Genomic DNA, 25,078 nt, shown 5'->3' with positions numbered 1-25,078 from the left:
ATGCCTGCTGAAAGTCCGCGCGGAGCCGGCTATGCGTCGAAATGGCTGACGGTGATCGGCATCGGCGAGGACGGTTTAGCGGGTCTCGGCGACGAGGCCAAGCAGCGGATCGCCGACGCGGAGTTCATCTTCGGCGGCAAGCGCCATCTGGCGCTGGTCGCGTCCTTCGCCAAGGGCGAGCCGTGCCCCTGGCCGGTGCCCTTCGATGCCGGGATGGCTGACGTGCTGGCGCTGGCGGGCCGCAAAGTCTGCGTGCTTGCCTCCGGCGATCCTTTTTTCCACGGCGTCGGCGCCACCCTCGCCCGCAAGGTCGAGCCGCGGGAGATGCATGTCATCCCCGCGCCGTCGGCCGTCTCGCTGGCCGCCGCCCGCCTTGGCTGGGCGCTGCAGGACATCGAGACCGTCTCGCTGCATGGCCGGCCGCTCGACCTGATCCGGCCGCTGCTGCAGCCCAATGCACGCATCCTGGCGCTGACATCGGACGGCGACGCGCCGGCGGCAATTGCCCGCCTGCTCGCAGAACTCGATTTCGGCGCATCGCGGCTGACGGTCCTGGAAGCTTTGGGCGGACCGAACGAGAAACAGCGCATGGCACGCGCCGATGCCTTCGACCTCGAAAACGTCAATCCGCTCAACGTGCTGGCCGTCGAAATTGATTCGAACCCGCAAGGCCGTGTGCTGCCGCTTACGATTGGCCTTGCCGATCATCTGTTCGACCATGACGGCCAGATCACCAAGCGGGAAATCCGCGCTGTCACCTTGTCGACACTGGCGCCCAGGCGCGGCGAGTTGCTGTGGGACATCGGCGCCGGCTCCGGCTCGATCGGCATCGAGTGGATGCTCGCCCACCGCTTGATGCGCGCCATCGCCATCGAGGCCGACCCGGGCCGCGCCGCTCGCATCCACCGCAATGCAGCCGCCTGCGGCGTTCCGGGCCTGGTGGTGGTGGAAGGCAACGCGCCAAAGGCGCTTGCCGGGCTGGAGATGCCGGACGCTATCTTCATCGGCGGCGGGGGCAGCGACACCGGTGTCTTGAACACCGCCATCAAGGCGCTGCGCCCCGGTGGCCGTCTGGTCGCCAATGCGGTGACACTGGAGATGGAAACGCTGCTTCTCGCCCAGCACCTGAAGCTGGGCGGCGATCTTACCCGGATAGACATTTCGCGCGCCTCGCCGGTCGGTTCGATGCAGGCATGGCGGCCAGCCATGCCAGTCACGCAATGGAACTGGGTGAAGCCATGATGGTCGCGGGCATCGGCAGCCGCAAAGGCGTTGGCGTCGAGGACGTGCTTGCCGCGATTGAAACCGCGATCGAAACGCATGGGTTGGCAATGACGGCGCTTTCGGCACTGGCCACCGCGGCGCTCAAGAAGGATGAAGACGCGATCGCCGCCGCTGGCCGCTCGCTGAACCTCCCGGTTGTCATCGTCGATGACGCAGCGCTTCAAGCCGCCTCGCCAGGCACGCTCAGCCATTCCAGCCTCTCGCAGGAACTGGCCGGCACGCCCTCGGTTTCCGAAGCGGCGGCCCTCGCCGTTGCCGGGGCCGGTGCGAAACTGCTTGGCCCTCGCACCGTGCTTGGCCCGGTCACCTGCGCCATCGCCATCAGCGGAGACGCGCCATGACCGTTCATTTCATCGGTGCCGGTCCGGGTGCCGCCGACCTCATCACGCTGCGCGGTGCCAAGCTCCTGGCAAGCTGTCCGGTCTGCCTGCATGCCGGCTCCATCGTCGCACCCGAATTGCTGCAGCATTGCGCGCCCGGGACCAAACTGATCGACACCGCGCCGATGTCGCTCGATGAGATAGAGGCCGCCTATGTCGAGGCCCACAAGGCCGGCCATGATGTAGCGCGGCTGCATTCCGGCGACCTGTCGGTTTGGAGTGCGGTCGCCGAGCAGATCCGCCGGCTGGAAAAACACGGCATCCCTTACACGCTGACGCCGGGCGTTCCTTCCTTCGCCGCGGCCGCGGCGGCGCTGCGCCGCGAGTTGACCATTCCCGAACTGGCGCAAAGCCTGGTGCTGACCCGCATCTCCGGCCGCGCCTCGAAAATGCCGCCCGGCGAAACGCTGGCCGGCTTCGGCCGCACCGGCGCCACGCTGGCCATCCATCTTGCCATCCACGCCATCGACCGTGTCGTCGCCGAATTGACGCCGCATTATGGCGGCGATTGTCCGGTGGCGATCGTCTTCCGGGCCTCGTGGCCGGATGAGCGCGTGCTGACGGGGACGCTGGAAACGATCGAGGCGCAACTGGCCGCCGATCCGATGGAGCGTACGGCGATCATCTTCGTCGGCCGCTCGCTTGCGGCGGAAGGCTTTGGCGAGAGTTCATTGTACGACGCCCACTATCAGCGGCGTTTTCGCGGACGGGACGGATTGTGAGCGGCAGCACCAGGAACACAGGCGAACACGCCACGCTCGAACAGGCGCTTGCCCGGCTGAACTTCAAGCCGCGTTCGCTGGAACCGGGCCATGTCTGGCTGGCCGGCGCCGGCCCCGGCGACCCCGGCTGCCTGACCCTGGAAGTCCTGGCGGCCTTGGCCGAGGCGGATGCGCTGGTCTATGATGCGCTGGTCTCACCCGATGTCGTGGCGGTGGCATCGGCAGCCGAACTGTTCTACGCCGGCAAACGCGGCGGCCAGCCTTCGATGAAGCAGGACGATATCACCGCTCTTCTGGTTCGGCTGGCGCGCGAAGGCCGCCGCGTCGTCAGGCTGAAAGGCGGCGATCCCTATATTTTCGGCCGTGGCGGCGAAGAGGCCCTGGCGCTCGCGCGCGAAGCTATCCCTTTCCGGGTTTTGCCCGGCCTGACATCCGGCCTCAGCGCGCTGGCCGCAACCGGCATCCCGGCCACCATGCGCGGCATCAACAAGGCGGTGATCCTGGCGACCGGCCACGCCGCCGGCACCGACGACGACATCGACTGGGCGGCAATCGCCCGTACCGGCCAGCCGGTTGTCGTCTATATGGGCATGGCGAACCTGCCGCTGATCGCGGCAGCGCTGCTCGACGGCGGGCTGGCGCCCTCGACGCCGGCGGCGGTGATCGTCGCCGCGACGACACCGCGGGAGCGAACCGTCGTCGCCACGCTCGCCACCATTGCCGAGGAAGTGGCCGCCGCCGGCCTTGCCTCGCCGGCACTGATCGTCGTCGGTGGCATCGTCGCCATGCGCGCCGCATTGGCGGGCAAGGCATGACGGCCCGCGCCATCATCATCGGCGCCCCGCGCTCCGGCTCGGGCAAGACCAGCGTCACCATCGGCATTCTGCGCGCGCTCACCCGACGCGGGCTGAAGGTGCGGGGCGCCAAATCCGGACCCGACTATATAGATCCTGGTTTCCACACGGCCGCCACGGGCCTGTCCGGCGTCAATCTCGACAGCTGGGCGATGCCGCCATCGCTGCTCAACGCCCTCGCCGCACAAGCGGCTGACGATACTGATTTTGTCATCCTCGAAAGCGCCATGGGCCTGTTCGACGGCATTCCGGCCGCGCGGGGGCGAACCGGTTCGGCGGCCGATCTCGCCCGGCTCTACGGCCTGCCGGTGCTGCTTGTGCTCGACGTGTCCGGCCAGTCGACCACCGCGGCGGCCGTCGCCAAGGGTTTTGCCACTTACGATCCGGATGTGCGCATGGCCGGCGTCGTGCTCAACCGGCTGGGCAGCGAGCGCCACCGCCGGCTCTCCGGCGATGCGATCGAGGCGATCGGCCTGCCTGTCGTCGGCGCCATCTTGCGCGACCCCACCCTGAACCTGCCCGAGCGGCACCTCGGTCTCGTCCAGGCCGGCGAGTATGATGATCTGATGGCGCATCTCGACCGCCTTGCCAACATGGCGGAGAAGTCGCTCGACCTCGACGCGGTCATGGCGCTGGCAACGCCCCTCACCCCGGCGGAAGGCGGCTTCGACGAGGCGCTGCAGCCGCCCGGGCAGCGGATAGCCCTTGCGGAAGATGCCGCCTTCACCTTCCTCTACCCGCATGTCGCCAGCTATTGGCGCAAGGCGGGCGCGGAAATCGTTCCGTTCTCGCCACTCGCCGACGAGGCGCCCGACGAGGATTGTGACGTCTGCTGGCTTCCCGGCGGCTATCCCGAGCTTCACGCCGGCCGGCTCGCGGCGTCGGAGACTTTCAAGGCCGGAATGGCGCGCTTCGCCGCGACCAAGCCCGTGCATGGCGAGTGCGGCGGCTTCATGGTGCTTGGCCAGGCGCTGGAAGATGCCTCGGGCGAAACGCACGGAATGCTTGGCCTGCTTGGCCATTCCACCAGTTTTGCAAGGCGGAAGATGAACCTTGGCTACCGCGAGGCGCGACTGCGCGCCGATTGCCCGCTGGGCGTGCAGGGCGCGTTGATCCGGGGCCACGAATTCCACTATGCGCAGATGACGGCAACCGGCAATGACGAGCCGCTGGCCGACCTCGCCGATGGTCAGGGCAATCCGATCGGCGCCTCCGGCTATCGGCGCGGCCATGTCAGCGGCACCTTCTTCCATGCGATAGCGAGGGGCGGCGCATGAAGCTCCCGAATTTGACCCTTTCGCCTCGGCAAATCCTCGACGACATGGCGCTCTGCCTGGTCTTCTTCACCCGCCTGCCTCTGCCCATCCTCGATTTTCGCGGCCGCGGCCTTGCCGCCGCGATCTGGGCAGCGCCGGTCGCCGGCCTCGTCGTCGGCCTGATCGGCGCCATCGTCTTTGCCACGGCGGAACGGTTTGGCCTTGCCATGGGCCCGGCGGCCGCCCTTGCCCTTGTTTCAACCGTTATCACCACCGGCTGCCTGCACGAGGACGGGCTGTCCGACGTCGCCGACGGCTTTGGCGGCGGTAAATCGCGCGGCCGCAAGCTGGACATCATGCGCGACAGCCGCATTGGTGCCTATGGCGCGGCAGCCCTGACCCTGTCGTTGCTGATCCGCTGGAACGTGCTTTCGGAATTCGTCGACCCCACGCAGGCCCTCTTCGCTCTCGTGGCTGCCCACGCCGCTTCGCGCGGTGTGCTTGGCGCGTTCATGCACCTGTTGCCGCCGGCACGGTCCGATGGCCTGTCGGCGGGTGCCGGTACGGTCTCGCAGGAAATCGCCATCGCCGGCGCCGTGCTTGGCGCGATCCCGCTTCTTCTCCTCGGGCTCGGCGGCGCCATCGCCGCGCTCATCCTGCTCGGCCTGCTGTTTGCCGCCTTCCATGCCCTTTGCCTCAACCAGATCGGTGGCCAGACCGGCGACACGATCGGCGCCTTGCAACAGGTCAGCGAAGTCGCGGTGCTTCTTGTCGCTTCCGTCGCGCTCTCTTGATCCCCTTGGCCTGATTCCCCTTGATTCCTTTCCGGAGACCTTGCCCCCATGCCCTTCAAATCTCTTGATGAATTGCGCGCCGCCTGCCTCGATCTCCCGGCTGGCAGCGATTCCGCAGCAAAAGCCGTTGCCCGCCGCCAGGACACGCTGACCAAGCCGCAAGGCAGCCTCGGCCGGCTGGAGACCATCGCCGCATGGCTGGCGCGCTGGCAGGGCCGCGACATGCCGAAACTCGACCGCGTGAAAGTGTTCGTCTTCGCCGGCAATCACGGCGTCACCGCACAAGGTGTGTCGGCCTACCCATCGGAAGTCACCGTGCAGATGGTGGCGAACTTCGCCGGCGGCGGGGCCGCCATCAACCAGCTCGCCCGCATCGCCGGCGCCGAACTCGATGTCATCCCGCTCGACCTCGACCATCCGACGGGCGATTTCACGCAAGTGCCGGCAATGGACGAGAAAGCCTTCCTCGCCGCCGTCTCGGCCGGCTACGACGCGGTGACTGATGATCTCGATCTGATCTGCTTCGGCGAAATGGGCATCGGCAACACCACGCCGGCGGCCGCCATTTCGGCGGCACTGTTCGGCGGCGGCGCGGAAAAGTGGACCGGGCGCGGCACCGGTGTCGATGATGCCGGCCTGAAGCGCAAGGTTGTCGCCATCGAGGCCGGCCTCAAGCGCCACGCCGCCACCCTCGCCGATCCGCTGGGCGTTGCCGCCGTCCTTGGTGGCCGCGAACTCGCCGCCATCTTCGGCGCCACGCTCGCCGCCCGCCATCTCGGCATACCCGTGCTGCTCGACGGCTTCGTCTGCACCGCCGCCGCGGCCCCGCTGGCAAGGCTGCACCCGACGGGGCTCGCGCACACGATCGCGGCTCATGTCTCGGCCGAATCGGGCCATCGCGGGCTGCTCGAAGCCCTCAGCCTGCCGCCATTGCTCGATCTCGGCATGAGGCTCGGCGAAGGCTCCGGCGCCTGCCTCGCCGTCAACATCGTGCGCTCGGCACTGGAGTGTCATGCGAGAATGGCGAGCTTTGCCGAGGCTGGGGTCTCGGAGAAGTAGCTTCGGAGTTCCTACGGTTGGGTCCGTGAAGCCGCTCCCGTCATCGGCAGGAGTGGCATCTTCCTGCTACGGCGATTCTCGAATAGATCTGGCGGATGAAAAAACTCCATCCCGCTGCCGCTGCTGTGGCTATTGCCGTTGTGCTTGCCATTGTGCTTCGGCGCGATGGATACTCCAGCCACGGCCCGACACCGCGATTTTCGTTGTTTTCCTGGTTTTCTTCTGGTGGCTCATCAGCGATTTCTCGGGCGGGAAAGGCGGAACTGACGCTAGCGAAGCTGAAAGCGCAGAAAAGAACATTGCTTTTCGGTTCGGCCGATTTCTAAGCCGCATTTTTGCACGCAATTAGATCATCATGAGCACGAAATAGCGTTGCTGGTTGAAAAGCCGCAGCACTTGGCCCGAGACGCGCCACACGCGTCTCGCTTTTCAGGGTCTTTCCACCAAGTCTTCTAGGAATTTGGTGGGTGCGCACAGGATTGAACTGTGGACCCGCTGATTAAGAGTTATCGAACCCACTATTTCAAGCGGCCACGGATGCGCTCAACGCGTATCATATCCGGGCTTTCCGGCATTCATCCGATAGCACCAATTAGCACCCGCTGCCAAAAATTTGATGGCAATGTGTTGGCAGACGTTGACATTATGCAAACACTTCCGTATTCATCGTGCATATCGAAGTTTGCAAATAATCAATAGGGATGCCGCCATGCTTGAAGATATGCACGCTGATAATTCGCCGGTTTCATCGCCCTCAAGGTCCATCGGCAAGGCCGCTGCGGCGCCCGTCAAGCCCGGCATATCTCTTTCCGTGACAGTGGAGGCCGGCCCGTTCCGCCGCGCGCTGGCGGCCCTGCTACCGCACTGCGAGGCGCGTTACACAATCCCGATCCTCGGGTGCGTTGTTCTCTCCGTGGACGCCACGGCGCAACGGCTCAGCGTCTCGCTCTTCGACATCGACATGTCGATAGAAACCACGCTGCCCGCCTGCGGTACCGGCGATGCCTTCGCGGTGCCATTGAAGACGCTGGCGGGCTTCATGAGCGGCGCCGATGGTGACACCGTGGTAATCAGCAAGACAGCCACCGACGCCCGCGTCACCTTCACCTGTGGCGATTTCAGCGCCGCCATTGTCCCCATGCTTGCCGAGGATGCGCCAACCCTCACCGGGCCGAAATTTTCCGATGCCGGTTTCCGCCGCGTCGCGCTCGCCGAGGGCGTGATGTCATGGCTTATCGGCCTCACCGCCCCTTTCGTTTCATCGGAAGAAACCCGGTACTACCTCAACGGCGTCGCCTTCGAATTCGGGAACGACGATGATGGCATGGTGCGCGCCATCGCCACGGACGGCCACCGCCTCGGATCACGGCAGACAACGCCGAGCGCGCCTATCAAGAGCCGTGAAACCATCATCATTCCGCGAGCCGCCATCAAGGCAATCTCCGCCCTCGCCGCCGGCAAAGAGGTCACTCTTTCGGTTGACGATACCAAGGCCGAACTTGCCTTCGGCGATTTCGTCATCCGTACAAAGTTGATCGACGGCACCTTCCCGGACTGGCGCCGCGTCGTTCCCAAGGGTCCGTTCAAAGAGTTCGAATTGGACGGCGCCAAGATCATCAAGCTCTATCAGGCGTGCAAGGGTGTCCGGGGCGAGCGCAACAGCGCCGCCGTGACGGTGGAGCCCTGCGAGGGCGGCATGTTGGCGAGCGCGAACAATCCCGATTTCGGAACGGTGTCCGCCAAGCTGCAGAGTAGCCCGCCGGCCGGTGTCCAGCCCTTCGGGATGAACGGCCGCTATTTTAAGGACATGGCAAAAGCCTTCGGAACGCGGCGCCTTAGCTTCGGCGTCACCTCGGCCGGCGACCCTGTTATGATCAAGGGTGTCGGCGGACCGGCCGGCGAATTCGCCATTCTCATGCCTATGCGCGTGTAGCATGGCCGAGGACACGAAAGACCGGCCGGCCGCCTCGGGCGCTTCTGGCACGGCATGGAACGACCCGAAGGTTCCAGGCCTTCGGCTTCGTTACCTCGCGACCAAGGCGGTCTATTACCTGTCCTACCGCACCAAGACCGGGAAGCAGCGCGGATACAAAATAGGCGACTTCCGCTTCGTCACCCTGACCCAGGCCCGGACCACGGCGAAAGACGTTTTGGCCCGAGTGGCGAAGGGCGAAGATCCCGCCGGGGAAAAGGCCGTGGCGGCGAGCCGCCCGACGATCGATCAGCTACGGGAGTGGCACGCGGAACGGCACTCCGCAACCAAGAACAAAAAGTCGTGGGCGGAAGACGTGGCCGCGCTCTACGTCAATCACATCATCCCCCACCTCGGCGCGGATATGGCCGTGGCGGACGTGACGGAGTCGCATATCGAGGCCCTGCACCACAAGATGAGGGCGACGCCGAACCAAGCGAACCGGGTCGCGGCGTGCCTGCACAAGGCTTTCAATCTGGCCGAAAAATGGGGCTGGCGGCCTCGCAAATCTAACCCGGTGCATGTCGAGCGCTACAAAGAACGGAAGCGGAAGCGGTTGCCCCAGGCAGACGAGGCCATACGGCTGTTGATCGCCCTCAACGCGATGCGCGAGACGGACCCCCATTTCGTCGGCTTGGTTGAGCTTCTGTGCTTCACCGGCGCCCGCCTCAACGAAATCATGAGCGCCCGGTGGGAGTGGGTGAAGCCGGACGGGCTGCATTTGCCGGACTCCAAGAGTGGAGTGAAGATCCTTCCGCTGTCCGGCCTGGCCCGCGAGGTCTTGAAGGATATTCCTCGACTCCGGCGCAACCCGTGGATCATTTGCGGACGGCTTCACGGCCACCATTTGGTGAACGTCACGAAGCCGTGGAAGCGGCTTATGGCCTCGGCAAACATAACCGACAATTTGGTCCGCCATGATCTTCGGCGGTTCTTTGCCTCGGCCGGCCTGTCCGGTGGACTCGAGCTGTCCCACGTTGGAAACTTGCTCGGGCATATGGACCCGTCCACAACCAAGCGCTACGCCTTCCTTCTCACCGGTGCCGCTCAAAAGATGGCGGACACGGCGGCGGAATCGGTCAAGGAAATAATGACCGGCGGCGGCAAGGTTGCGGTATTGCGGCGTTGATGGGGCACTATGCACAATGTATATTCCGGGCATGAACACTGCAGCCGACGACCAACGCGAATTCGAATTGCTCTTTAAGAAATCAGGGCTTGAACAGAAACAGCTTGCCGGCTTGCTCGGCAAGACGCCGGTACAGGTGAACCGCTGGCTTACCGAGCGGAAGGACAGCGGGGCGCCGCCCTTCTACGCGATCCAATTCTTGAGGATCTATGTGATGCTGCCGGCCTCGGCGCGGGCGCATCTGCCAACGCGGATCATTAGCTATCCGAAGAAAGCGGCCTAGACCGCACTCTAGGCCGCGCGGATGGCCCGCATAATGGCCTCCCACCAATAGATGACGAACGCCACGGCGACGCCGCCGATGGCCGAGCCTGCCACGCCTGAGACGAACAACGCGCCGATCCCGCGTTGCTTCCATTGCTTCACCTCATCGGTGATCTTTTTCGAGTCGACAACATCGGCCTTCATGGTGGCAACTTCTGTGCTCAACCCGCCAAGGCTTTCAACGACTTCGTCAACGCGCCGGTGGACAACGGCGCGGTGCTTGTCGCCGTCCGCTATGCTCTTTTCGATGCCCTCGACCTTGGCAAGCAATATGCCGAGGGTGCGCTCTACGGAAGTTTGCGCCATCGCTACAGCCCCGCATTCCACTCGCGGACGCCATCAACCTGGGCCGAGCACGTATCTAGCCCGGCTTCGTTGACGTCGCCGCGCACCGCAAAATCTTCTGTGATCCACGCGCCCGCCTTGCGCCATTTCTTCGGGCACGGCTGCACCAAGTTCGCCGGGATCTTCTCCCGCACAACAACGGTTTTGACGACGACCACCGGCTTAGGGGTAAAGGCGGCGCACGCTGTCAGGGACAGGAGTGTTAAGATAAGCGCGAGCGTTTTCATCTTTGCCTTTCAGGTCGGCGCGAGCCGTTGTCTTGTCGATCAATGCGGAATTGGCAGCGGCGAGCTTGAGGGCGAGGTCGGCCGCTATCTTGTCGTTGGCGGCATCCTGCTTTTGCATCCGGGCAATCGTGTCTGTGCTGACAGCGTTGGCGTCGACGGCCCTATCGAGGTTGCCTTGTACCCGAGCGGTTTCCGCCTCGGCGGCGATGGCGTTGCCGCGATAGACGGCAGCGGCGCCGAAGAGCCCGAGGAAGGCAACCGCCAGGACGGCGGCGACGATGAGTTTGACCTGTGTCATTGTGCCAACCACCACCAAAACACGGCGGCCTCGATACCCAGAACAAGGCCGGCGCCGATGGCAGCGCCCGCCCCGAGAAGCGCAAAGGTCTTGAGGGTCATGACGGCAACCCCGACACGCAAAGCTCGGCCTCGCCGATGCGCTGCGCGTCGCCCATTTCACGGCGTTTCACCAGGCCATCAACAACGGTGATACCGACCTTGTTAAACGCGGTCTGCGCTTCGCAGCCCTTGCGGTACTGCCCCTGCATATGCCAGCGGGTGGCGCTCGATCCGGCCATGCCTTTCTTTGATGCCACCGAACCGACGCCGAAATTGTAGGCGCCCGAGAGCATGGCGGCTTGAACACTGATCGGGAAGTTGAGGAAGTTCGGAACGCCTTTGACCAGCGGCAAATAGTAGTCGTGGAATATCTGCTCACGGGTCATCTGCTCGCACTGCGCCTTCGTGAAATGCATTCCGGCCGAGACAGGCTTTCCGTTGATCTTTGTGATGCCGCCGCAGATGTCCCAAATCTTGGCGAAGCGATCCCAATGCGAAGCCAAAACCATGCCCTCCCAAGGCAGGATCAGATTGTCGGTAGCGAGGATGACGGCCGGCGGTAGAACCTCGGGCGTGGTGTCTCGATACGATTGCCAGCCGCCAACGCCGGCCGCGATGATGGCCGCTGCGATTGCGGACTTGCCGCGCTTGGTGGCGATGATCTTACCTACGGGCATGGCGGCGCCTCTTTCCTGAAACGGCATGTTGAGGGATGAAACGGAAAATCCCCGCCAGGGCCGAGAACAGGCCGGCGAGCGCCCCGAAGAGCGGCGCCGGGATCGGCAGATAGCCATAGAAATACGGCCAGGCGGTATCGAGGAAGAACAGCAAGCCGGACACGGCGCCGGCAATATTGAGGTGGAATGAGTACGCGTGCCGCGCCACCTTGCGCGCGTTTGGAATGAGCTTAGGGAACGGGGTCATGGCGCGCCCCCTAGCTCGGAACATCAATGATAAAGCCATCGGTCGGCGACGTGGATTCCACCGGCTCGGGCGGGGCATCCGGGTCGATCTTGTCGTCGTCCGTGGGCTTGGTTTTCTTCACGCCGGCCGGAACGTCCGCCTGCTTTTCGGCGAACAGCTCGGCGTCAATGGCGGTGCTGTAGCCGCTGGCGTTGAAGGTATGGGTCGCGGTCTTGATCCGCCATTCCGCCGGAATGTATGGCCGAAAGTTGGAAAGGATCAGCTTTGCCTCGGCCTGCACGCCTGGCCGTCCGCCGATGGTGCAAGAGAACGAAGCTTTGCCACGGTCACTCTTGTTCTTGTAGGAGTCGGCGGCGGCCTGTGCTTCGGCTTCGTTGTGATGGGTGTAGCGAAGATCATGGAACGGCTCTTTGCCGGCCGTGGCCTCTTTGGTTTCGCCGGTGCGGATATCCGTCCAGAACGCCCGGACCCCGCCCTTTTCTTGAGCGCCGCCGGACTCGTCGCCAGGCACGTCTATGATGAATTCGCCATCGGCCTGCCCCGAGGCGGTTTCGCCAGCGGCACCGGCGGCGCCCTGTGCGGAGTCCCCGCCGCCGTTATCAAGGCCGGCGGCCTCTCCGGCTTCGTCACGGGCGGAATACTTGAATGAGAACGTCGAACAATCCGTCTCGACAAGCGTCACCGTGGCGAGGGCTTCGCCGGTGACGCTCTTGCCGGTGCCGCGCTTCGCGACCGCCAGCTTGCCAGCTACGGGCCTGGCGACGCCGTCATGCATAGCGGCGAGCCGGGTCGCGAAAGCCATATCGGACTCGTTGCGCTGATCGATATGGCGCATGACGATACCGGACAGCGCCGGATCAAGCTTCGCCTCATATCCGTTCCGACCGGCGATTTCCTGCATGATCGCGCCGACCGTCTTTTGGTGATAGCTCTTCGTTTTCGGGGTGCGGAACGACTTCGGCATCGCCGCCGCCCTGCCCGTCACCTTGAGCACCCGAGGCGGCGAGCCCACGTCCAAGTCGTCAATGAGGTACGGGCCGAACGTGGCCGATTCCCCTTCCCTGTAGCCGAGGGTTACGGTGATGTTTGAGCCGATGAGAGGCAGCGCCGCGACGCCGCCATCGCTCCAACGGGCGCGGTCGTCCAACTCGATTGTGACCCGGTCGGATTTGTCTTCGGCTTCGTCATGGCACTGCACGGAAAGCAGCCGATCCGCGAGGCCGCCGGTGATGTCTTTGCCATCCGATGAGAACGAAGCGAACGGGGTCATAGCTAACCCCAAATCCGAATTATCGGGGTTGCTTCCGGGCGCGGAAGTTCCGGCAGATTGACAAGAGTTCCGGCCGTGAGCACCGGCCCCGATGCGGCCAAACCTTGGTTCGCCTCATAGACGCGCTCGACAGCAAGGGGTTGCTGGCCCTTCTCATAGAAGCGCCAGCAAATTTCATCGACCATGTCGCCGTCGCTGGCGCGGTAAATGTCCACTTGCCACCCGTTTGCAATTCGCCAACACTATACCCGAACCAACTCATGCGCCGTACCCACGATACTTAGAAAAGGCCGCCGTCCGCGCCGTAGCTCTTGAGATCAAGATTGAATTCCTGCTTTCGAGGCGCGCCGTTATTGAGAAAGAACGTTTGCGTTTCATCGACACCCATGATGACGAAAAGGCCGAAGATCCCGCCGAGGCCGGAAACCAGCATTTGAGGTGCGCCCGTGGCGGCAATCGCCCTCATGGCGTCCAACTGCCCGAGGCCGCCACGGAAGGCGGGATAGACAACCCCGCTCAAGGTGAACGACGTATGGCCGGGGCCGACGAATTGCATCGCCGGGGCTCGGCCGATGCGCTCTTGCGAAACCCACCGATATTCAACCGCTTGAACAAGCGATTGGTAGGCCGCCGTTGACAAGCTGAAACGAAACGGCCCGAGGCCCATCATCGTTGACATGGCATCAATCCGAAAGGCTTGATTGAACAGCGGCGGCGTGGGCGGAAGCCTGGGCAGCGAGGGCGCCGTTGACGGCCGATGCAATCGCCTTGGCGTCCGCACCGGGGGCGTTGATGGTCAGGGTAACGCTAAACGGCGCGTTGACCTGTTGAGGCTCATGAGCAATCAAAGGGTCAGGCATCACGAAGCTATTCGCGGTGACTGTCCCGGCCTCGACCTTGTCCGTCTTTCCGCCGCCCTTGCCGAGGTCGCCAATCGGCGTCATGAGGTCACGCCACGCCGAGGCGAAACCATCCATCACGTTTTGCATCGGGGCAGCGGTAGGGGCGAACGCTGGTGTCGCCGCCGGACGCTGTTCCACGGGCGCAACCAATGCACCCACGGCGGCACCGGCGCCGGCCGCCTTGACGGTGGCAGGGCCGCCAGGGGTCACCGTGCTCAAGTCAAAGCCGAGGGTCGATTTGATGCTGTCGGGAAGCCAGCCGATGAGGTCCGCCACGGCACCTTTCAGCCAGGTAACGACATCGCCCCACTTCGATTTAAGGCCATTCCAGATGGACTCCACCATCGCGGCGCCAACGTCATAGAGCTTCGCGGGAATGGACTGGATATAGGCCACGGCCGACGAAAACAGGCCGGTGACATAATCCCAAAAGTCGCCGAAGAATTTGGCGATGGCATCCCAATTCTTATAGATGAGGTACGCGGCGCCAGCGATGGCAGCAACAGCAGCGAGGAACCAGCCTACCGGGGTCGCCATGATAGCGACGCCGAGGGTAATGAACGCGGCGGTAACGGACGCCAGCGCGGCGAGCAACGGAGCCGCAGTCCACAATCCGAGCGCGATTAGCGTCGCTTGCATCGGGCCGCCGAGGAAGTCGACAACCGGCTTGATGACGCCGAGGAACCAATCAAGGTTTTCGCCGAGGTGCCGGATTTCGACCCGGATTTCCGAGGCGGGATTCATGAGGTCGCGAAGCACTTGCGCGAAGGTCTTGACCCAATCCGAGATTGTGGACCGGACTAAGTCGGCGTTGGCGTCAAACCATTCCGTGGTCGTCTTGATAACCTCATCCATGACGGGCAAGAGCTGCACGCCGAGGAAGAGCTTTAGGCCATTGATGCGGATCAAAAGGGCGTCAAGATCGTCGCCGAAGGAATCGGCCGCCTTTGCCGCGCGCTCGCTCATGACGGACCCGGTAAGCCTGGCTTGATGGCGCATTTCCGCCAAGCCCTCGGAACCGTCCGAAAGCATCTTGACGAGATCAACGCCGGACTTGCCGAAGAGTTGGAACGCCAGCGCGTTGCGCCGCAACGGGTCTTTGATCTTTGAGAGCCCGGTAAAGGTATCGTTTAGAATGGCTTCGGTCGTCCGCATCTTGCCGTTGGTGTCTTTCAACGGGATGCCGAGCGCCTTGAAGCTCTTTGCCATGATCTTGTTGCCTCGGGTGGCGAGCGACGCGTTGATCCCGAGCTTCTGAATCCCCTTGGTCAGGGACTCCGATTCAACGCCGCTCATTTTCGCGGCGAAACGGTATTCCTGTAGCGACTCGACGCCGACCCCGAGCTTGAACGAAGCTTCGCCGATCTCGCTGCCGAGGTCCGACGCGCTCTTCGCCAGCGCGAAGGCGCCAGCAACAGCGCCCGAGGCGCCGAGGCCGAGGAGTCCGATGAATGAAGAAAGCCGCCCCGTGGTTCGCGCCAGGCCGGCGCCGAGGCCATTCAAGCTATTGCCGAGCCGGGAGACGGCAGAACTGATGCGGTCGAACCCGAGGCGGGAGCTAAGAGCGGCAAGGCGTGCCTGTATCGCCTTGATCCGACCGGAGATCCGGTCAATCAGGGTAAGCCTTACGGCGGCTTCTGCTACGGGCTTACCGGCCATTACCTTTTCGCCTTATTCCGCTCGGCGGCGAGCTTGCGCCACATGGCGATTTCCGAAAGGTCCATTTCCCACATTTCGGACGGCGGCCAATGGAAGATAGAAGCGATATCCGCCATGAGGTTAGAGACGGACTCGAGCGTTACGCCCGTTTCCGCCTCCCCATAAAACCCTCAATGATCTTGGTGAGGCCTTCGATATCGGCGGCGTCCAGAAGGTCAAACGCCTCGGGCGGCCAGCCGGCGAGGCTGCAGATGATGAGCGCGGTTTTATCCAGGCCGGAATCCTCGCGTTCCATATCGCGAATATCCTTTCCCTTGATGCGCCGCAACATCGCCTCTTTGACCTCCCGCCCTTCAAGGGTGATCGGGTCGAGAAGCGTGTACTTCGTCTGCTTACGAATATCGGTCGTCATGTCATGCTTCCCTTACAGGCCGATGGCCGTGCGTTGCGACGCGAGCTGGTCGACGCCGCCGATGCGGCGCACCATGTTGATGATGTCAATTTCCATGTACTCGACGTCGGCCTGGCGGTAGCGGAAGTAATCGAGTTCATAGGTGAGGGTCTTGAGGGACTTGCTGCCCGGCTTCCACTCGCTCAATTCCATGGCGGTCAGCATCCCGCGCATGTTGAGCACAACGGGCTCGGCGGCCTTGCCTTGGGCCTGCACGGCGCCACGCGCGACAAGCGGCACGTTGTCCACGCCGAAGAGACTGACAAGGCGGGGATCATAGTCGGAAATGACGAGCGTCGCCGTCATCGCTTCCATGCCCATATCAAGTTTCTTCGGGCCGTCCATGCCACCGGCGCGGTGCTCTTCCAAGAGCAACGTGAGCGTCGGCGGCGTGATGGAATCGCAGCGCCCCGCAAACGAGTTGCCGTCATAGTAGAGGTTGAAAGCTTTGAGCTGGCGCGGAAGAGCGGCGGTAACGTTGCTCATATCACAAGATCCTCAAGGAAGTCGTTGACGATGCGCGAGCGGAAAATGACGTGCTCGGCCGGGTAAGGCGGCGTGAAATCGATGTTGAACCAAACCTTGCCCTCGGATATCGAGGCCGGCGAATTCAGGTCCGGGTCGGCGTAGCAGCGGCCACCGATGAGGGCGCCCATCGCAACCAGCGTGCGAATGTAGGCGTTCACGGACTCCTCAACATCATCGATATAGGTCTTCGTGATGTTGCGATCCACGGCCCAAAGGTGGGCGCGGAGGATGGAGTCGTTGATGATGTCCGCCGTGCGAACAACGGACAGGAAGGCGAATTTCTGGTCGCTGGACAGGGTGCGGTTGCCCCAAAGCCGGAACCCGTCTTCGCGAATGATGGTTGCGACGTTGCCTTCGTTGAGAAGGTTGGCGCGGCTGTTGAAATCACCCAAGGCGAAGTCGACGGGGCGATCCGTGCCCACGATACCGTTGATATTCTGGTTTGACGGCGACCACCAGAATCCGCGGTCATTGTCGGTCTTGGCGATGAGGCCGGCCACGGTGGACGAAGCCGGCTCGCTGTTCACATTGGCGCCGCGCGCGACCTTGACACCTGGGTCGATCACATAGACGCGCTTGGAGCCGAAGTCGCCGGCATAGGTGAGCGCGGCGGCGTCCGTGGTGTTCGGGCCGTCCGCGATGATGACGGCCTTAAGGCGTTCCGCGATGCCGATCAGCTCGGCAACAACCGCGTTCGCCGTGGCGGCAAGCGTGACGGCAGAAGCCGCTCCCACCAGGCCAGCCGAGGCGGCGAAAGAGAACACCGGGGCAACCGTATAACGGCCCGCCGAGGTAATGGTGATCGCAGTCAGTGCGCCGCCCGCAACCGTGAAGTTGCCGGCCGCGCCGGACCCGGTGCCGCCGGTGAAGGCAAGCGGGAAGGTGCCATTTGCGCCACCGGCGCCGGGAGTGATGGCACCGTGGCCGGCCACACCGACCGGACGTTCGCCGGTAAAGCCGGGGGCAATGAGAATGCGAGGGGTCACGCCTACCGCCGATTGCGAACCAATGGCGGCGTGGACACCTTCAAGAACGTTGGCGAGGGTTTCGCCCGAGTCAGCGCCTTCCTCGACCCGGCATACCACGATAACGGCGCCGATCTGGTCAAGGATGAGGTCGACCGCGTTCGGCAAAGTTCCGAGACGGGTTTTCCCGACCGATACGTCCAGCTTGGCGGCTTCGCCACGGCTACCGGCGATGAGCACGGGCTCCCCAATCGGGAAGGCCAGCGGGTCAGCATCGGGCGCGGTGCCAACGATGAAGATGACGGAAGAGCGAACGGTGCGGATCGCGCGCGGGCCGTCATCGATTTCGATGAGTTCAACGCCGTGCAGGAATTCGGTACCAGCCATATTTGCAAATCTCCGATGTCAAGATTTGCTATAGGCCCGCGTTGACGTTTCGCAAACGAAGGATGCGGGGTTTGACCCGCACCCCTTTCAGATTGTGGACGCGTAAAGCCAAATCGTATCAAGCTCGGAAGGCTCAAATTGAAGGGCCGCCGAGAGAGAAAGCACAAGGGGATGGTTCCGGCGGAAACTTGTCGCCTTGCGCCACTCGATGTCGGCCCGCAACTTTTCATCGTCACCGGGTATCGCGGAAATCAGCCCCTCTATGGTGGCCTCCGATAGGCCGATGACGGGCAGCATCATGCAGAGCTGTCGTGGAGTGAGTGCGGGAAGGAGTGCCCTGGCCTCATCCTCAGTGAGGGGCGTCGGCGGCGCCGGGAAGAAGTCTGTGTGTGTCGTCGTCTGGCCTGTCGCCAGGTTGACTTCAATGCGTTCCATGATCCTGGCTCCTTAGCTGTACGAGATATTGATTTTGCCAGCGTCGAACGTGTCTGTGCCGTTCAATGTAGTAAGCCTAACCCGGTCAAGAGCGCCTGCAAGCGTCTTATGCCCACCGCCGCCTCCAGAGTACGCGACGCTATTATTGGCGAAGCTAATCCCGCACGCCCATTGATTTGTCGCGGCGTCCAGAAGAGTTAATGTAACAACTCCGCTGTTTGCCTCAGACGCCACAGCGTTACCAGTCAGCGCGAAGCCAGATGTTGGGTTGGTGCCGACGCTGCTCGCTCCGGTGCCAGCCGCATACACTGAGGCGCCAACATAGCCAGTCGTTTCAACGCCGCTAGCGGTGCCTAGCCTAAGTAGAAGCATACTGGTTCCGCTACCCGACACACCAGCATAGGCGACGTGAATAATACTGGCCCACGATGGGATTCCCGTGAAGTCTATTGCTACACCGGAAGTTGTGGCCACCGCCGTAGCGACGGTGCGGCCGGGACCCCAAGAGGGGAAGCCCCCGACCAGCTTCAGGAACAGACCATCTGTGCTCTTCGCCAGCCTGCCCCAGGTGCCTGCCCCGGCCGCGTAAATGACGTCGCCGGCTACCGCCGCCCCGACCCATGGATACAGTGTATCGAAGTAGGTTTTCAGGAACGCCTTGACCTGGGTCCATGTGCTGTATTTCGGAATGTTCGCGGCGGTGCTATCGCCGATCCAAACGCGGTCCGCGTCAATCGGCGTCACCTTATTCGTGGCGTTGAAATAGGCCAGGACACCGGCAAGAATGTTCGTCCATGAAACCTGTTTGATCAGGCCGCCAACACTGTCGGAAATGCCGAAGAGATCGGCGCCCGCCAGCGTAGTTTTTGCCGCCGCGCCGATGACGTCGAGCGCCCACCGCAACGCGTTTTCCGCCTTGCTGTAGACCGAAAGATTGGTGCGGGCGACGGTGAGATCCGCGAGGTCCGCGAGGTTCGAAGCCTTGGAAGCTTTCTGGCCGACCAAGGTCGTCAAGTTGGTGATAACCGCCGGGTCATTCTGCAGCGCGGCGGCAAGCTCGGCGATGGTATCGAGCGCCGCCGGTGCCGCGCCGATGAAATCGGCGAAGTAGAGCCGAGCCCATGCCGTAGTTGCGATCTTGGTCGAGTTGTCAGCAACACCGGGCGTCGGCGCCGTAGGCGTGCCGCTCAAGGCCGCGTTGAGCAGCGGCGCCTTTTGCACAAGCGTTGATAGGATGGCGGCGACGTCAACGTCTGCGGCCTGCAAAGCCGCGATGAGCCGGGCGACATCGTGCCCAAGATTGTTTCCGCCATTCGGGAGTTGCCAGTTTCGGTTCGCGGTGACTGCATCAATGGTCATAGGTCATCCTCAAATCGAAAAGGCGCGGAGATCGGAAACAGCCGGGCGCGCCGCCGGGGTGCCCGTTGCGGTGAGCCGTAGCCGGCCCTGTGTGGCGGTGAGGCCGGTAACCCGATAAGTCCGCTCAAAGGTGCCATCCGTCAGCGCGGCGGCCAGGACCTGGGGCAGTGCTTGCCAATTATCGTCGGCCTTGTCGTAGTTGACGGTAAGGGTCGAGCCGGCGGGAAGCCGCGTTTTCATCACGCCGTCCAAGCGGATCGCCGCCCCGAACGCAAAGGCGTCGCTGATGTATACGCCGCTCGCCTGCATCGTTCCTTTGATGGCGAGTACATCGCGGCCCATGACGGGCGAAACCTTCTCTGTGCCCGTCAGGATGGCGCGCAAAGCTGCATTGCCGGTGAAGAAGCTTTGGCGCTCCCACACCTGGCCGGGCTCGATGCGCACCGCCGCCTCGCCGATGGGCTCGATTTCGAATTGCAACCGGGTGTCGCCGGTGGGCAGAAACACCTGTGCCTCGGCGATGAAATCCGAAAGGCTCACGGCGGTAACGGTGCCAAGGGCAATCGTCTTCGCCACCGGATTGAACTTCGCGGCGTTGAGACGGAACGTCAAATCTTCGTCTTGGTGAGCTGTCCAAGTCGTCGCATTGGAAGACGAGAAGCGAACGCCAACGGTGTAGGGCTGCGCGCCGATCCATTCCTGCCGCGCGGCATCGAAGCCGCCGCGCGAAGCGAACGAAACCGAATGGTTCGGATCATTCGTCTTGAGCACAAAGGCGGTTTCAACGCCCGCCGGGATGAAGACGGGCGGGTCAAACGAGAACTTTTGCCAGGGGCCGACCAAGGCAAGATGCATGTCGACTTCGGTTTGAGCGATGACATCGGCGGTAGGATAGCCGTTGTCCATCGTGACGATCTCGCAAAGCACCGGTTGCGCCGCGTTGCCGATGGCGCAAAATTTCACCTCGATAGAGGCGATATGCCGGCCTTCGGTGAACTGGAATGACTGTGCCACCGGGTCGGTATGCCCTCGGCTGCCACCTTCGCCGCCGTGTCCGCCGCCAAGAGACGGCGCCCGAGGCGGCGACTCCTGAAATCGCTGGATGGTTGTCAACTGTTGATTGGTTGTGATCTCAATTCGGCCCTGTCCGGTAAACTCGGCGTTGGCGTAGTCGCCACCGGCGCCCACGGCGGCGACGTGCTTGGTGCCGGATGGAACGTTCGCCGGGATGACGAAGCTCCCCGAAACCTGGCCGCTGGCGTCACCCACAAGCGGGCCGGCCGGCGTCACGTCGATCCCGTCAAACGTGAGGGTTTGCAGAACCTCGCCCACGCCGAACCCGTCAATGGTGAAAGCAACATTGATCTGCCGAAGGAACCGGGCCGTAACTTCGCGAGTCGAGGTGATAATCTCAACATTCGTGACACGGCTTTTGTTGCCCTGGCCGAACACCTGAGTAACGGGCGAAAGCGAGGTGTCTTGCGTTTCGGTCCAGAAATCTTGCGAGGGCGTCAAAGTCATCTTGGCCGGCAGTGGCGCAAACGACTGGTAGGGATTGATCTTTGTGCAACCCGTAACCGCTTCCTGCGCAATCAACACCTCTTCGGTGAAATTGAGATATTGCGGCGCCGGCAGCGAGAAGAATTGGAAAGTCGGGATGATCGGAATCTGAAACGTGCCGTTGAACACGGCGCCGTTCTGGACCTCGCCGGCATCGCGGTAGCGGTCGTCGTTGAGAGGATCAACGAAGACGCCTTTTTTTGCCACCGGCTCGCGCGCGGTGATGTCCATTTGCAGGCGTGAAAGCGCGATCAAGTCAAGCGCGTCGACAAGCCGATTGTACATGCGGTCGATGGTGGAAAACGGATAGGCTCGGATGCCGTTGTTGATGACGGCGGGCGTTCCGAACCAATCGTTTTCGACCACGCAAAGCGCCAGAAGCGTAGCCGGCGGGGCCGGCGGCTGCGGCTGTTCAATCGCCGGAATGCCCTTGAGGTAAATGATATTGCCGTCTCTATCGAGACAGATGAGGTCGTGACGGGGCAGATTGTAATTGTATGTGACGAAGACAGGCCCGCCGGTGACGCCGCCGGCAACGGTGATCCCGGTGGACGTTACGACCGAAGGAACCTCCGCTAGTAACGGTAGGTGACATCATAGGACGACCCGCCCGCCGGTTCCGCCCCCGCCCCCGCCCAATCGACGCGATCATTTGCAAAGGGTGTAGCTGGCCGGCGAGGCGTAGGTCGTGGCGCCCTGCTTTACCAGCGAAACCGACACAACGCTGGTATGCCCGAGAAGGTCAGACGTATTCGCCACGCCACCGCGCACGACCGTTTCCGTCACTTCCTTCGTGATGATGACAGTCGCAACCGAATTGATCGGAGTCCGGTTGAGGGTGATAACCGCCGTTCCGGTGCCGCCGTCATCGAACGTATGGGGCTCGGAAGCGATGTTGAGAATGTCCGGCTCTTCGGTCTGGCCGAAGCGCGTCGCGGTGTTCCGGGTCCGCTTGTAGCCGAGGATATTGGCGGTGCCTTCCTCGATTGAAAACCATTGCTTTCCCGCCGAAAGGCCGAGGGGCGTTACCCTGCAGCCGCGCGCGATATAGTTTTCGTGCGCATCATAGTCATAGGGTGCGATGGCGGCATTGAAGCCAGCAAGGGACGGCGGCGGCGTCTGGTCAACAACGAAGCCGTTTCGGATCTGGTAGACCCGGTAAAGGTCGCCGACCTCGCCGTCGCCATCCCATCCCCACGAAAGCGAAAGAACTTCGCGCGCCGCGCCAGGCTCGCCGAACGAAACTATGGCTTCCTCATGAAGCCCCAAAAGCGAGGCGTCATCCTCATGCGTGATGACGGTTGACAGCACACGGACGCCGACAACAACGTCTCCCACGATGGGCAAGCCCACGAAGGCCGCCGAGCCCACCGGGCGGACATCGCCGCGCACATAGACCTCGCCGGCCGCAATCGTGGTGGCGCCGGTGAGCGGGTCCACGATGACGTCGCAACCCTTGATCCGGTCGCCGTCATGGGCAACCATATTGCCGATATTGGTACGCTTGCGGGCTTCGATGGAAAGCCCTTCGGTGATCTCGCCGGCCTGGGCAAAATGCCGTTCCCTGTAAAGCACGCGCTCGCGCGGGTCGCTCACCTTCGAACGATCATAGATATCCGCGAGGTCCGGGCGAAGAGCCGGGTCGAACACTAGAAATTCTTCATTCGCCATTTTCAGATTTCCAAGGTGAGCGTGACGTGCTGCCGAACGGTGCGGCGGAATGCGAAATCAACCGCAACCGGCCCGAGGGTCATGTCGTCGGCTTCAAAGCCGTCTTCGAATTCGATTTCTTCCGGGCCAAGCCAAAGCTTGCCGGGCTTCTCGGCGTCGATGTTGTGGGCGCGGAAGACCAGGGCGATGGATGCGCAAACCGCACCTTCGCCGTCGCCGAAATCGGTGCGTGCTTCAACCTCAACAAACACATGCCCGGCGGGGCCGCCTACATGGCTTGCTGAGACGTCGCGGACAGCAACCGGCCGGCGGTAGCCGATGGCGTCACCGGCGGCGTCGTAGAAGCCCACGTAGACGGACAGGCGGCCGATGAGAAACAGCTTGAAGGCGGCGACGTCCGTAACGCCATCCCATGAGACGCCAGGCACATTCCAAGGGAAGTCGCCCCAATTCAGCACCTCGCCCAAGGTGACGTTGACGCCGAGGGCGGTACGGTCGGCGGCGTCTGCTATGATGCTTCCGTCGATCTCTTCGCCGTGACTCCATTTGACAGTTCCGCCGGGAAGACGGATTCCGCTGTCATCGCTCCAAAGAGCTTCGCCCCACTTCTGTTCACTCCATTCGAGGGCGCGGACGTTATAGCCGTGCCACCCGCGAATGAAACGCGACCGCGCCGGGTCCGAAATGCCGGCCAGGTATTCGGCGTCGCGAAGCACCGGCAGCTCGGCCACGGGCACCAAGCCCATACCGATCTGATAGCGGTTCCATTTCCGGCGCCGGTCGTTCTGGTCTTCAAGCTCGGGCGCCAGGTAGCCGATCCATGACAGCGCCATGAACAGGGCGGCCGGCGTACCCCGGACCCGCTGCCACGGGATGCCGGCGGCGATCAATTCATCATCGTCGTTGAAGAATTCAGAAATCGGGCCAAGGCCGTATTCCGCGACGACCCAAGGTGAGAAAGCCGCCGGGATGGTGGCCCCGTATTTCAGGCCGGCGATGCTATCAATGAGCGGCCCGAAATAGGGTGTCCGGTCCAGCGACTCGGAAAGCGCCCGCTCAAGAGGCGACGCATTGTTCGGGAGAAGGTGAAGCGCGCTCAACGCAACCTCCCCGCAAAGTTGGCGGTGATGGTGCCGAGCGTGGCGGCTTGATTGTCGCTCACCACTACCGGCGCCGCCGGGGTGACAACCTCAACCTTTGAGACGCCGGGAAGGTGAACCCGAGCCGCGAGCCAGGAAGGGTTGAGGTCGAAGCCGATTCCGCTTTCGTCAAACCATGCGGAACGGATCAATGTTTCCATTGAGTCGATGATGGCAAGCGGCGCGTTCGGCAGAAGCCAGACATTCAAGACGATGTTTTGCGGCGCCTGGGTAGCGGGCACAACTTCGATGACATCGTTGATGGCCCGAACGTCCGTAGCGGTCACGGCGGCCAGCACGGCGGCCAGCATGGGCGCATCCGGCACGCCGCCGTTCACAAGGGAAAGCAGGGCGACGCGAAGCTTCGGCCCGCCGTCGACTTGATAGACCGCCACGTCTTTGACCCGGACATCTGCGGTACGGGCGATGAACTTATAGCGTTCTTCCGTCCCGCCTGTGGACCGGCCTTGAATCGCCAAGACGGTTCGCGAGCGAAGTGCAGAATCCGTCTCGCCCACGAGGCGAAGCACGTCATAAAAGGCCGCCAGATGGTCAAGGTCGGACCCGGCGGCAAAGAACAACAGATTGGCCCGAGCGGCGTCGTTCACGCGAGCGCGCAAAACGATGTCTTGATAGGATGAAGCCTCGATTACTTTGATCGCCGGGTCGCTTTCGAGCAACGCGGAATAGCTCGGGTCGATATCAACAAGTTTATTGATCGTCGCGAGGCGGATTTCTTCGTATGAGAGGGTCGCAATAATCGCCGGGACGGGGAGCCCTTCCAGCGTATATTGCGCCTGTGTCATTTGACAACGATTCCGCTAAGAGAAATGATCTTCCCGTCCGGCAAATAATCGCCGGTTAGACCAAATTCTATAACCCCGTCGCCGAGTGGATTAAACGAAGCTTCCCGCAATCTTAGGCGCGGTTCCCACCGGCCGAGGGCATCGGCGAGCGCCATATAGATATCGACCGCGAAGTCCGCCGTAACAGGTCGATCAACCAGATTGGGAATGTCCGAACCGTAGTCGCGGCGCATCACCCGCGTACCGATGCGGGTCGAGAGAATGTCTGTGATCGATTGTTTCAGGTGGGCGAGGCCTTCAAGCTCTTTGCCCGTGGTGGCGTCCATTCCGCGCATGA

Annotated in this window: 29 protein-coding genes and 1 pseudogene; 11 read left to right on the top strand and 19 right to left on the bottom strand. The window is 62.8% G+C overall.

Features of this window, described 5'->3' with window-relative positions:
- The 11 genes from cbiE (at position 1) to EB230_RS17465 (ending at position 9,733) form a co-directional block, all read left to right on the top strand.
- Positions 1-1,242, top strand: coding sequence for a precorrin-6y C5,15-methyltransferase (decarboxylating) subunit CbiE (gene cbiE / locus EB230_RS17515; RefSeq protein WP_172373425.1), 1,242 nt, complete (start codon positions 1-3; stop codon positions 1,240-1,242).
- Positions 1,239-1,625 (top strand): cobalamin biosynthesis protein, encoded by a 387-nt coding sequence (locus EB230_RS17510; protein ID WP_172373424.1) that lies wholly within the window; start codon positions 1,239-1,241, stop codon positions 1,623-1,625. The genes cbiE and EB230_RS17510 overlap by 4 nt, the downstream gene beginning before the upstream one ends.
- Positions 1,622-2,386: a precorrin-4 C(11)-methyltransferase gene (gene cobM, locus EB230_RS17505; protein ID WP_056572928.1), complete on the top strand. Its 765-nt coding sequence runs from the start codon at positions 1,622-1,624 to the stop codon at positions 2,384-2,386. The genes EB230_RS17510 and cobM overlap by 4 nt, the downstream gene beginning before the upstream one ends.
- Positions 2,383-3,201 (top strand): uroporphyrinogen-III C-methyltransferase, encoded by an 819-nt coding sequence (cobA, locus tag EB230_RS17500; protein ID WP_056572931.1) that lies wholly within the window; start codon positions 2,383-2,385, stop codon positions 3,199-3,201. Before cobM ends, cobA begins: the two co-directional genes overlap by 4 nt.
- Complete coding sequence (locus EB230_RS17495; RefSeq protein ID WP_056572934.1) at positions 3,198-4,517, top strand: cobyrinate a,c-diamide synthase; 1,320 nt, start codon at positions 3,198-3,200, stop codon at positions 4,515-4,517. The genes cobA and EB230_RS17495 overlap by 4 nt, the downstream gene beginning before the upstream one ends.
- On the top strand, positions 4,514-5,290 hold the full coding sequence (locus EB230_RS17490; protein WP_172373423.1) for an adenosylcobinamide-GDP ribazoletransferase: 777 nt from the start codon (positions 4,514-4,516) through the stop codon (positions 5,288-5,290). Before EB230_RS17495 ends, EB230_RS17490 begins: the two co-directional genes overlap by 4 nt.
- 48 nt (positions 5,291-5,338) lie before the next feature.
- Positions 5,339-6,349: a nicotinate-nucleotide--dimethylbenzimidazole phosphoribosyltransferase gene (gene cobT, locus EB230_RS17485; protein WP_172373422.1), complete on the top strand. Its 1,011-nt coding sequence runs from the start codon at positions 5,339-5,341 to the stop codon at positions 6,347-6,349.
- A gap of 95 nt (positions 6,350-6,444) precedes the next feature.
- On the top strand, positions 6,445-6,675 hold the full coding sequence (locus EB230_RS17480) for a hypothetical protein (protein ID WP_172373420.1): 231 nt from the start codon (positions 6,445-6,447) through the stop codon (positions 6,673-6,675).
- Positions 6,676-6,965: 290 nt separating this feature from the next.
- A complete protein-coding gene (locus tag EB230_RS17475) occupies positions 6,966-8,282 on the top strand; it encodes a hypothetical protein (RefSeq protein WP_172373418.1) in 1,317 nt (438 codons plus the stop codon).
- Position 8,283: 1 nt separating this feature from the next.
- The gene (locus tag EB230_RS17470) at positions 8,284-9,450 is read left to right on the top strand and encodes a site-specific integrase (protein ID WP_172373416.1); all 1,167 of its coding nucleotides are present in this window, start codon (positions 8,284-8,286) and stop codon (positions 9,448-9,450) included.
- A gap of 16 nt (positions 9,451-9,466) precedes the next feature.
- Positions 9,467-9,733 (top strand): hypothetical protein, encoded by a 267-nt coding sequence (locus EB230_RS17465; RefSeq protein WP_210261320.1) that lies wholly within the window; start codon positions 9,467-9,469, stop codon positions 9,731-9,733.
- A gap of 8 nt (positions 9,734-9,741) precedes the next feature.
- On the opposite strand, the gene EB230_RS17460 is transcribed toward EB230_RS17465, so the two are convergent.
- From EB230_RS17460 to EB230_RS17360, 19 genes and pseudogenes are all read right to left on the bottom strand, one after another.
- Positions 9,742-10,080 carry a DUF1515 family protein gene (locus EB230_RS17460; protein WP_281410924.1) on the bottom strand — a complete coding sequence of 113 codons (339 nt, stop codon included), beginning with the start codon at positions 10,078-10,080 and terminating at the stop codon, positions 9,742-9,744.
- A 2-nt stretch (positions 10,081-10,082) separates the two neighbouring features.
- Positions 10,083-10,277 carry a hypothetical protein gene (locus tag EB230_RS17455; protein ID WP_172373410.1) on the bottom strand — a complete coding sequence of 65 codons (195 nt, stop codon included), beginning with the start codon at positions 10,275-10,277 and terminating at the stop codon, positions 10,083-10,085.
- A gap of 4 nt (positions 10,278-10,281) precedes the next feature.
- Positions 10,282-10,644 (bottom strand): hypothetical protein, encoded by a 363-nt coding sequence (locus tag EB230_RS17450; RefSeq protein ID WP_172373407.1) that lies wholly within the window; start codon positions 10,642-10,644, stop codon positions 10,282-10,284.
- A 97-nt stretch (positions 10,645-10,741) separates the two neighbouring features.
- Positions 10,742-11,389, bottom strand: a complete 648-nt coding sequence (locus tag EB230_RS17445) for a glycoside hydrolase family protein (RefSeq protein ID WP_246738808.1) — start codon at positions 11,387-11,389, stop codon at positions 10,742-10,744.
- Complete coding sequence (locus EB230_RS17440; RefSeq protein WP_172373406.1) at positions 11,349-11,609, bottom strand: hypothetical protein; 261 nt, start codon at positions 11,607-11,609, stop codon at positions 11,349-11,351. Before EB230_RS17440 ends, EB230_RS17445 begins: the two co-directional genes overlap by 41 nt.
- Positions 11,610-11,619: 10 nt before the next feature.
- Complete coding sequence (locus EB230_RS17435) at positions 11,620-12,879, bottom strand: contractile injection system protein, VgrG/Pvc8 family (RefSeq protein ID WP_172373404.1); 1,260 nt, start codon at positions 12,877-12,879, stop codon at positions 11,620-11,622.
- A gap of 2 nt (positions 12,880-12,881) precedes the next feature.
- Positions 12,882-13,094, bottom strand: a complete 213-nt coding sequence (locus tag EB230_RS17430) for a tail protein X (RefSeq protein WP_172373403.1) — start codon at positions 13,092-13,094, stop codon at positions 12,882-12,884.
- Between the two features lie 65 nt (positions 13,095-13,159).
- Positions 13,160-13,558, bottom strand: a complete 399-nt coding sequence (locus EB230_RS17425) for a phage tail protein (protein ID WP_246738807.1) — start codon at positions 13,556-13,558, stop codon at positions 13,160-13,162.
- Between the two features lie 4 nt (positions 13,559-13,562).
- Complete coding sequence (locus tag EB230_RS17420; RefSeq protein ID WP_172373401.1) at positions 13,563-15,440, bottom strand: phage tail tape measure protein; 1,878 nt, start codon at positions 15,438-15,440, stop codon at positions 13,563-13,565.
- Between the two features lie 139 nt (positions 15,441-15,579).
- Positions 15,580-15,852: a phage tail assembly protein gene (locus EB230_RS17410; RefSeq protein ID WP_172373398.1), complete on the bottom strand. Its 273-nt coding sequence runs from the start codon at positions 15,850-15,852 to the stop codon at positions 15,580-15,582.
- Positions 15,853-15,864: 12 nt separating this feature from the next.
- A complete protein-coding gene (locus EB230_RS17405) occupies positions 15,865-16,377 on the bottom strand; it encodes a phage major tail tube protein (RefSeq protein WP_172373397.1) in 513 nt (170 codons plus the stop codon).
- Complete coding sequence (locus EB230_RS17400) at positions 16,374-17,771, bottom strand: phage tail sheath subtilisin-like domain-containing protein (RefSeq protein WP_172373395.1); 1,398 nt, start codon at positions 17,769-17,771, stop codon at positions 16,374-16,376. The genes EB230_RS17405 and EB230_RS17400 overlap by 4 nt, the downstream gene beginning before the upstream one ends.
- A gap of 87 nt (positions 17,772-17,858) precedes the next feature.
- A complete protein-coding gene (locus EB230_RS17395; protein ID WP_172373393.1) occupies positions 17,859-18,206 on the bottom strand; it encodes a hypothetical protein in 348 nt (115 codons plus the stop codon).
- Between the two features lie 12 nt (positions 18,207-18,218).
- The gene (locus tag EB230_RS17390; protein ID WP_172373392.1) at positions 18,219-19,565 is read right to left on the bottom strand and encodes a hypothetical protein; all 1,347 of its coding nucleotides are present in this window, start codon (positions 19,563-19,565) and stop codon (positions 18,219-18,221) included.
- Between the two features lie 9 nt (positions 19,566-19,574).
- A pseudogene (locus EB230_RS32660) lies at positions 19,575-21,683 on the bottom strand (DUF4815 domain-containing protein); the annotation flags it as partial.
- Positions 21,684-21,773: 90 nt separating this feature from the next.
- Entirely contained in the window at positions 21,774-22,796 is a 1,023-nt protein-coding gene (locus EB230_RS32985) for a DUF4815 domain-containing protein (RefSeq protein ID WP_172373391.1), read from the bottom strand.
- A 2-nt stretch (positions 22,797-22,798) separates the two neighbouring features.
- Positions 22,799-23,896 carry a phage tail protein gene (locus EB230_RS17370; protein WP_172373389.1) on the bottom strand — a complete coding sequence of 366 codons (1,098 nt, stop codon included), beginning with the start codon at positions 23,894-23,896 and terminating at the stop codon, positions 22,799-22,801.
- Positions 23,893-24,741, bottom strand: coding sequence for a baseplate J/gp47 family protein (locus EB230_RS17365; RefSeq protein ID WP_172373387.1), 849 nt, complete (start codon positions 24,739-24,741; stop codon positions 23,893-23,895). Before EB230_RS17365 ends, EB230_RS17370 begins: the two co-directional genes overlap by 4 nt.
- Positions 24,738-25,076, bottom strand: a complete 339-nt coding sequence (locus EB230_RS17360; protein ID WP_172373385.1) for a GPW/gp25 family protein — start codon at positions 25,074-25,076, stop codon at positions 24,738-24,740. The genes EB230_RS17365 and EB230_RS17360 overlap by 4 nt, the downstream gene beginning before the upstream one ends.
- Positions 25,077-25,078: the final 2 nt, after the last annotated feature.

The organism is Mesorhizobium sp. NZP2234 (assembly GCF_013170765.1).
Classification (GTDB): Bacteria; Pseudomonadota; Alphaproteobacteria; order Rhizobiales; family Rhizobiaceae; genus Mesorhizobium; species Mesorhizobium loti_D.
This window is presented reverse-complemented; position numbering and strand designations above follow the sequence as displayed.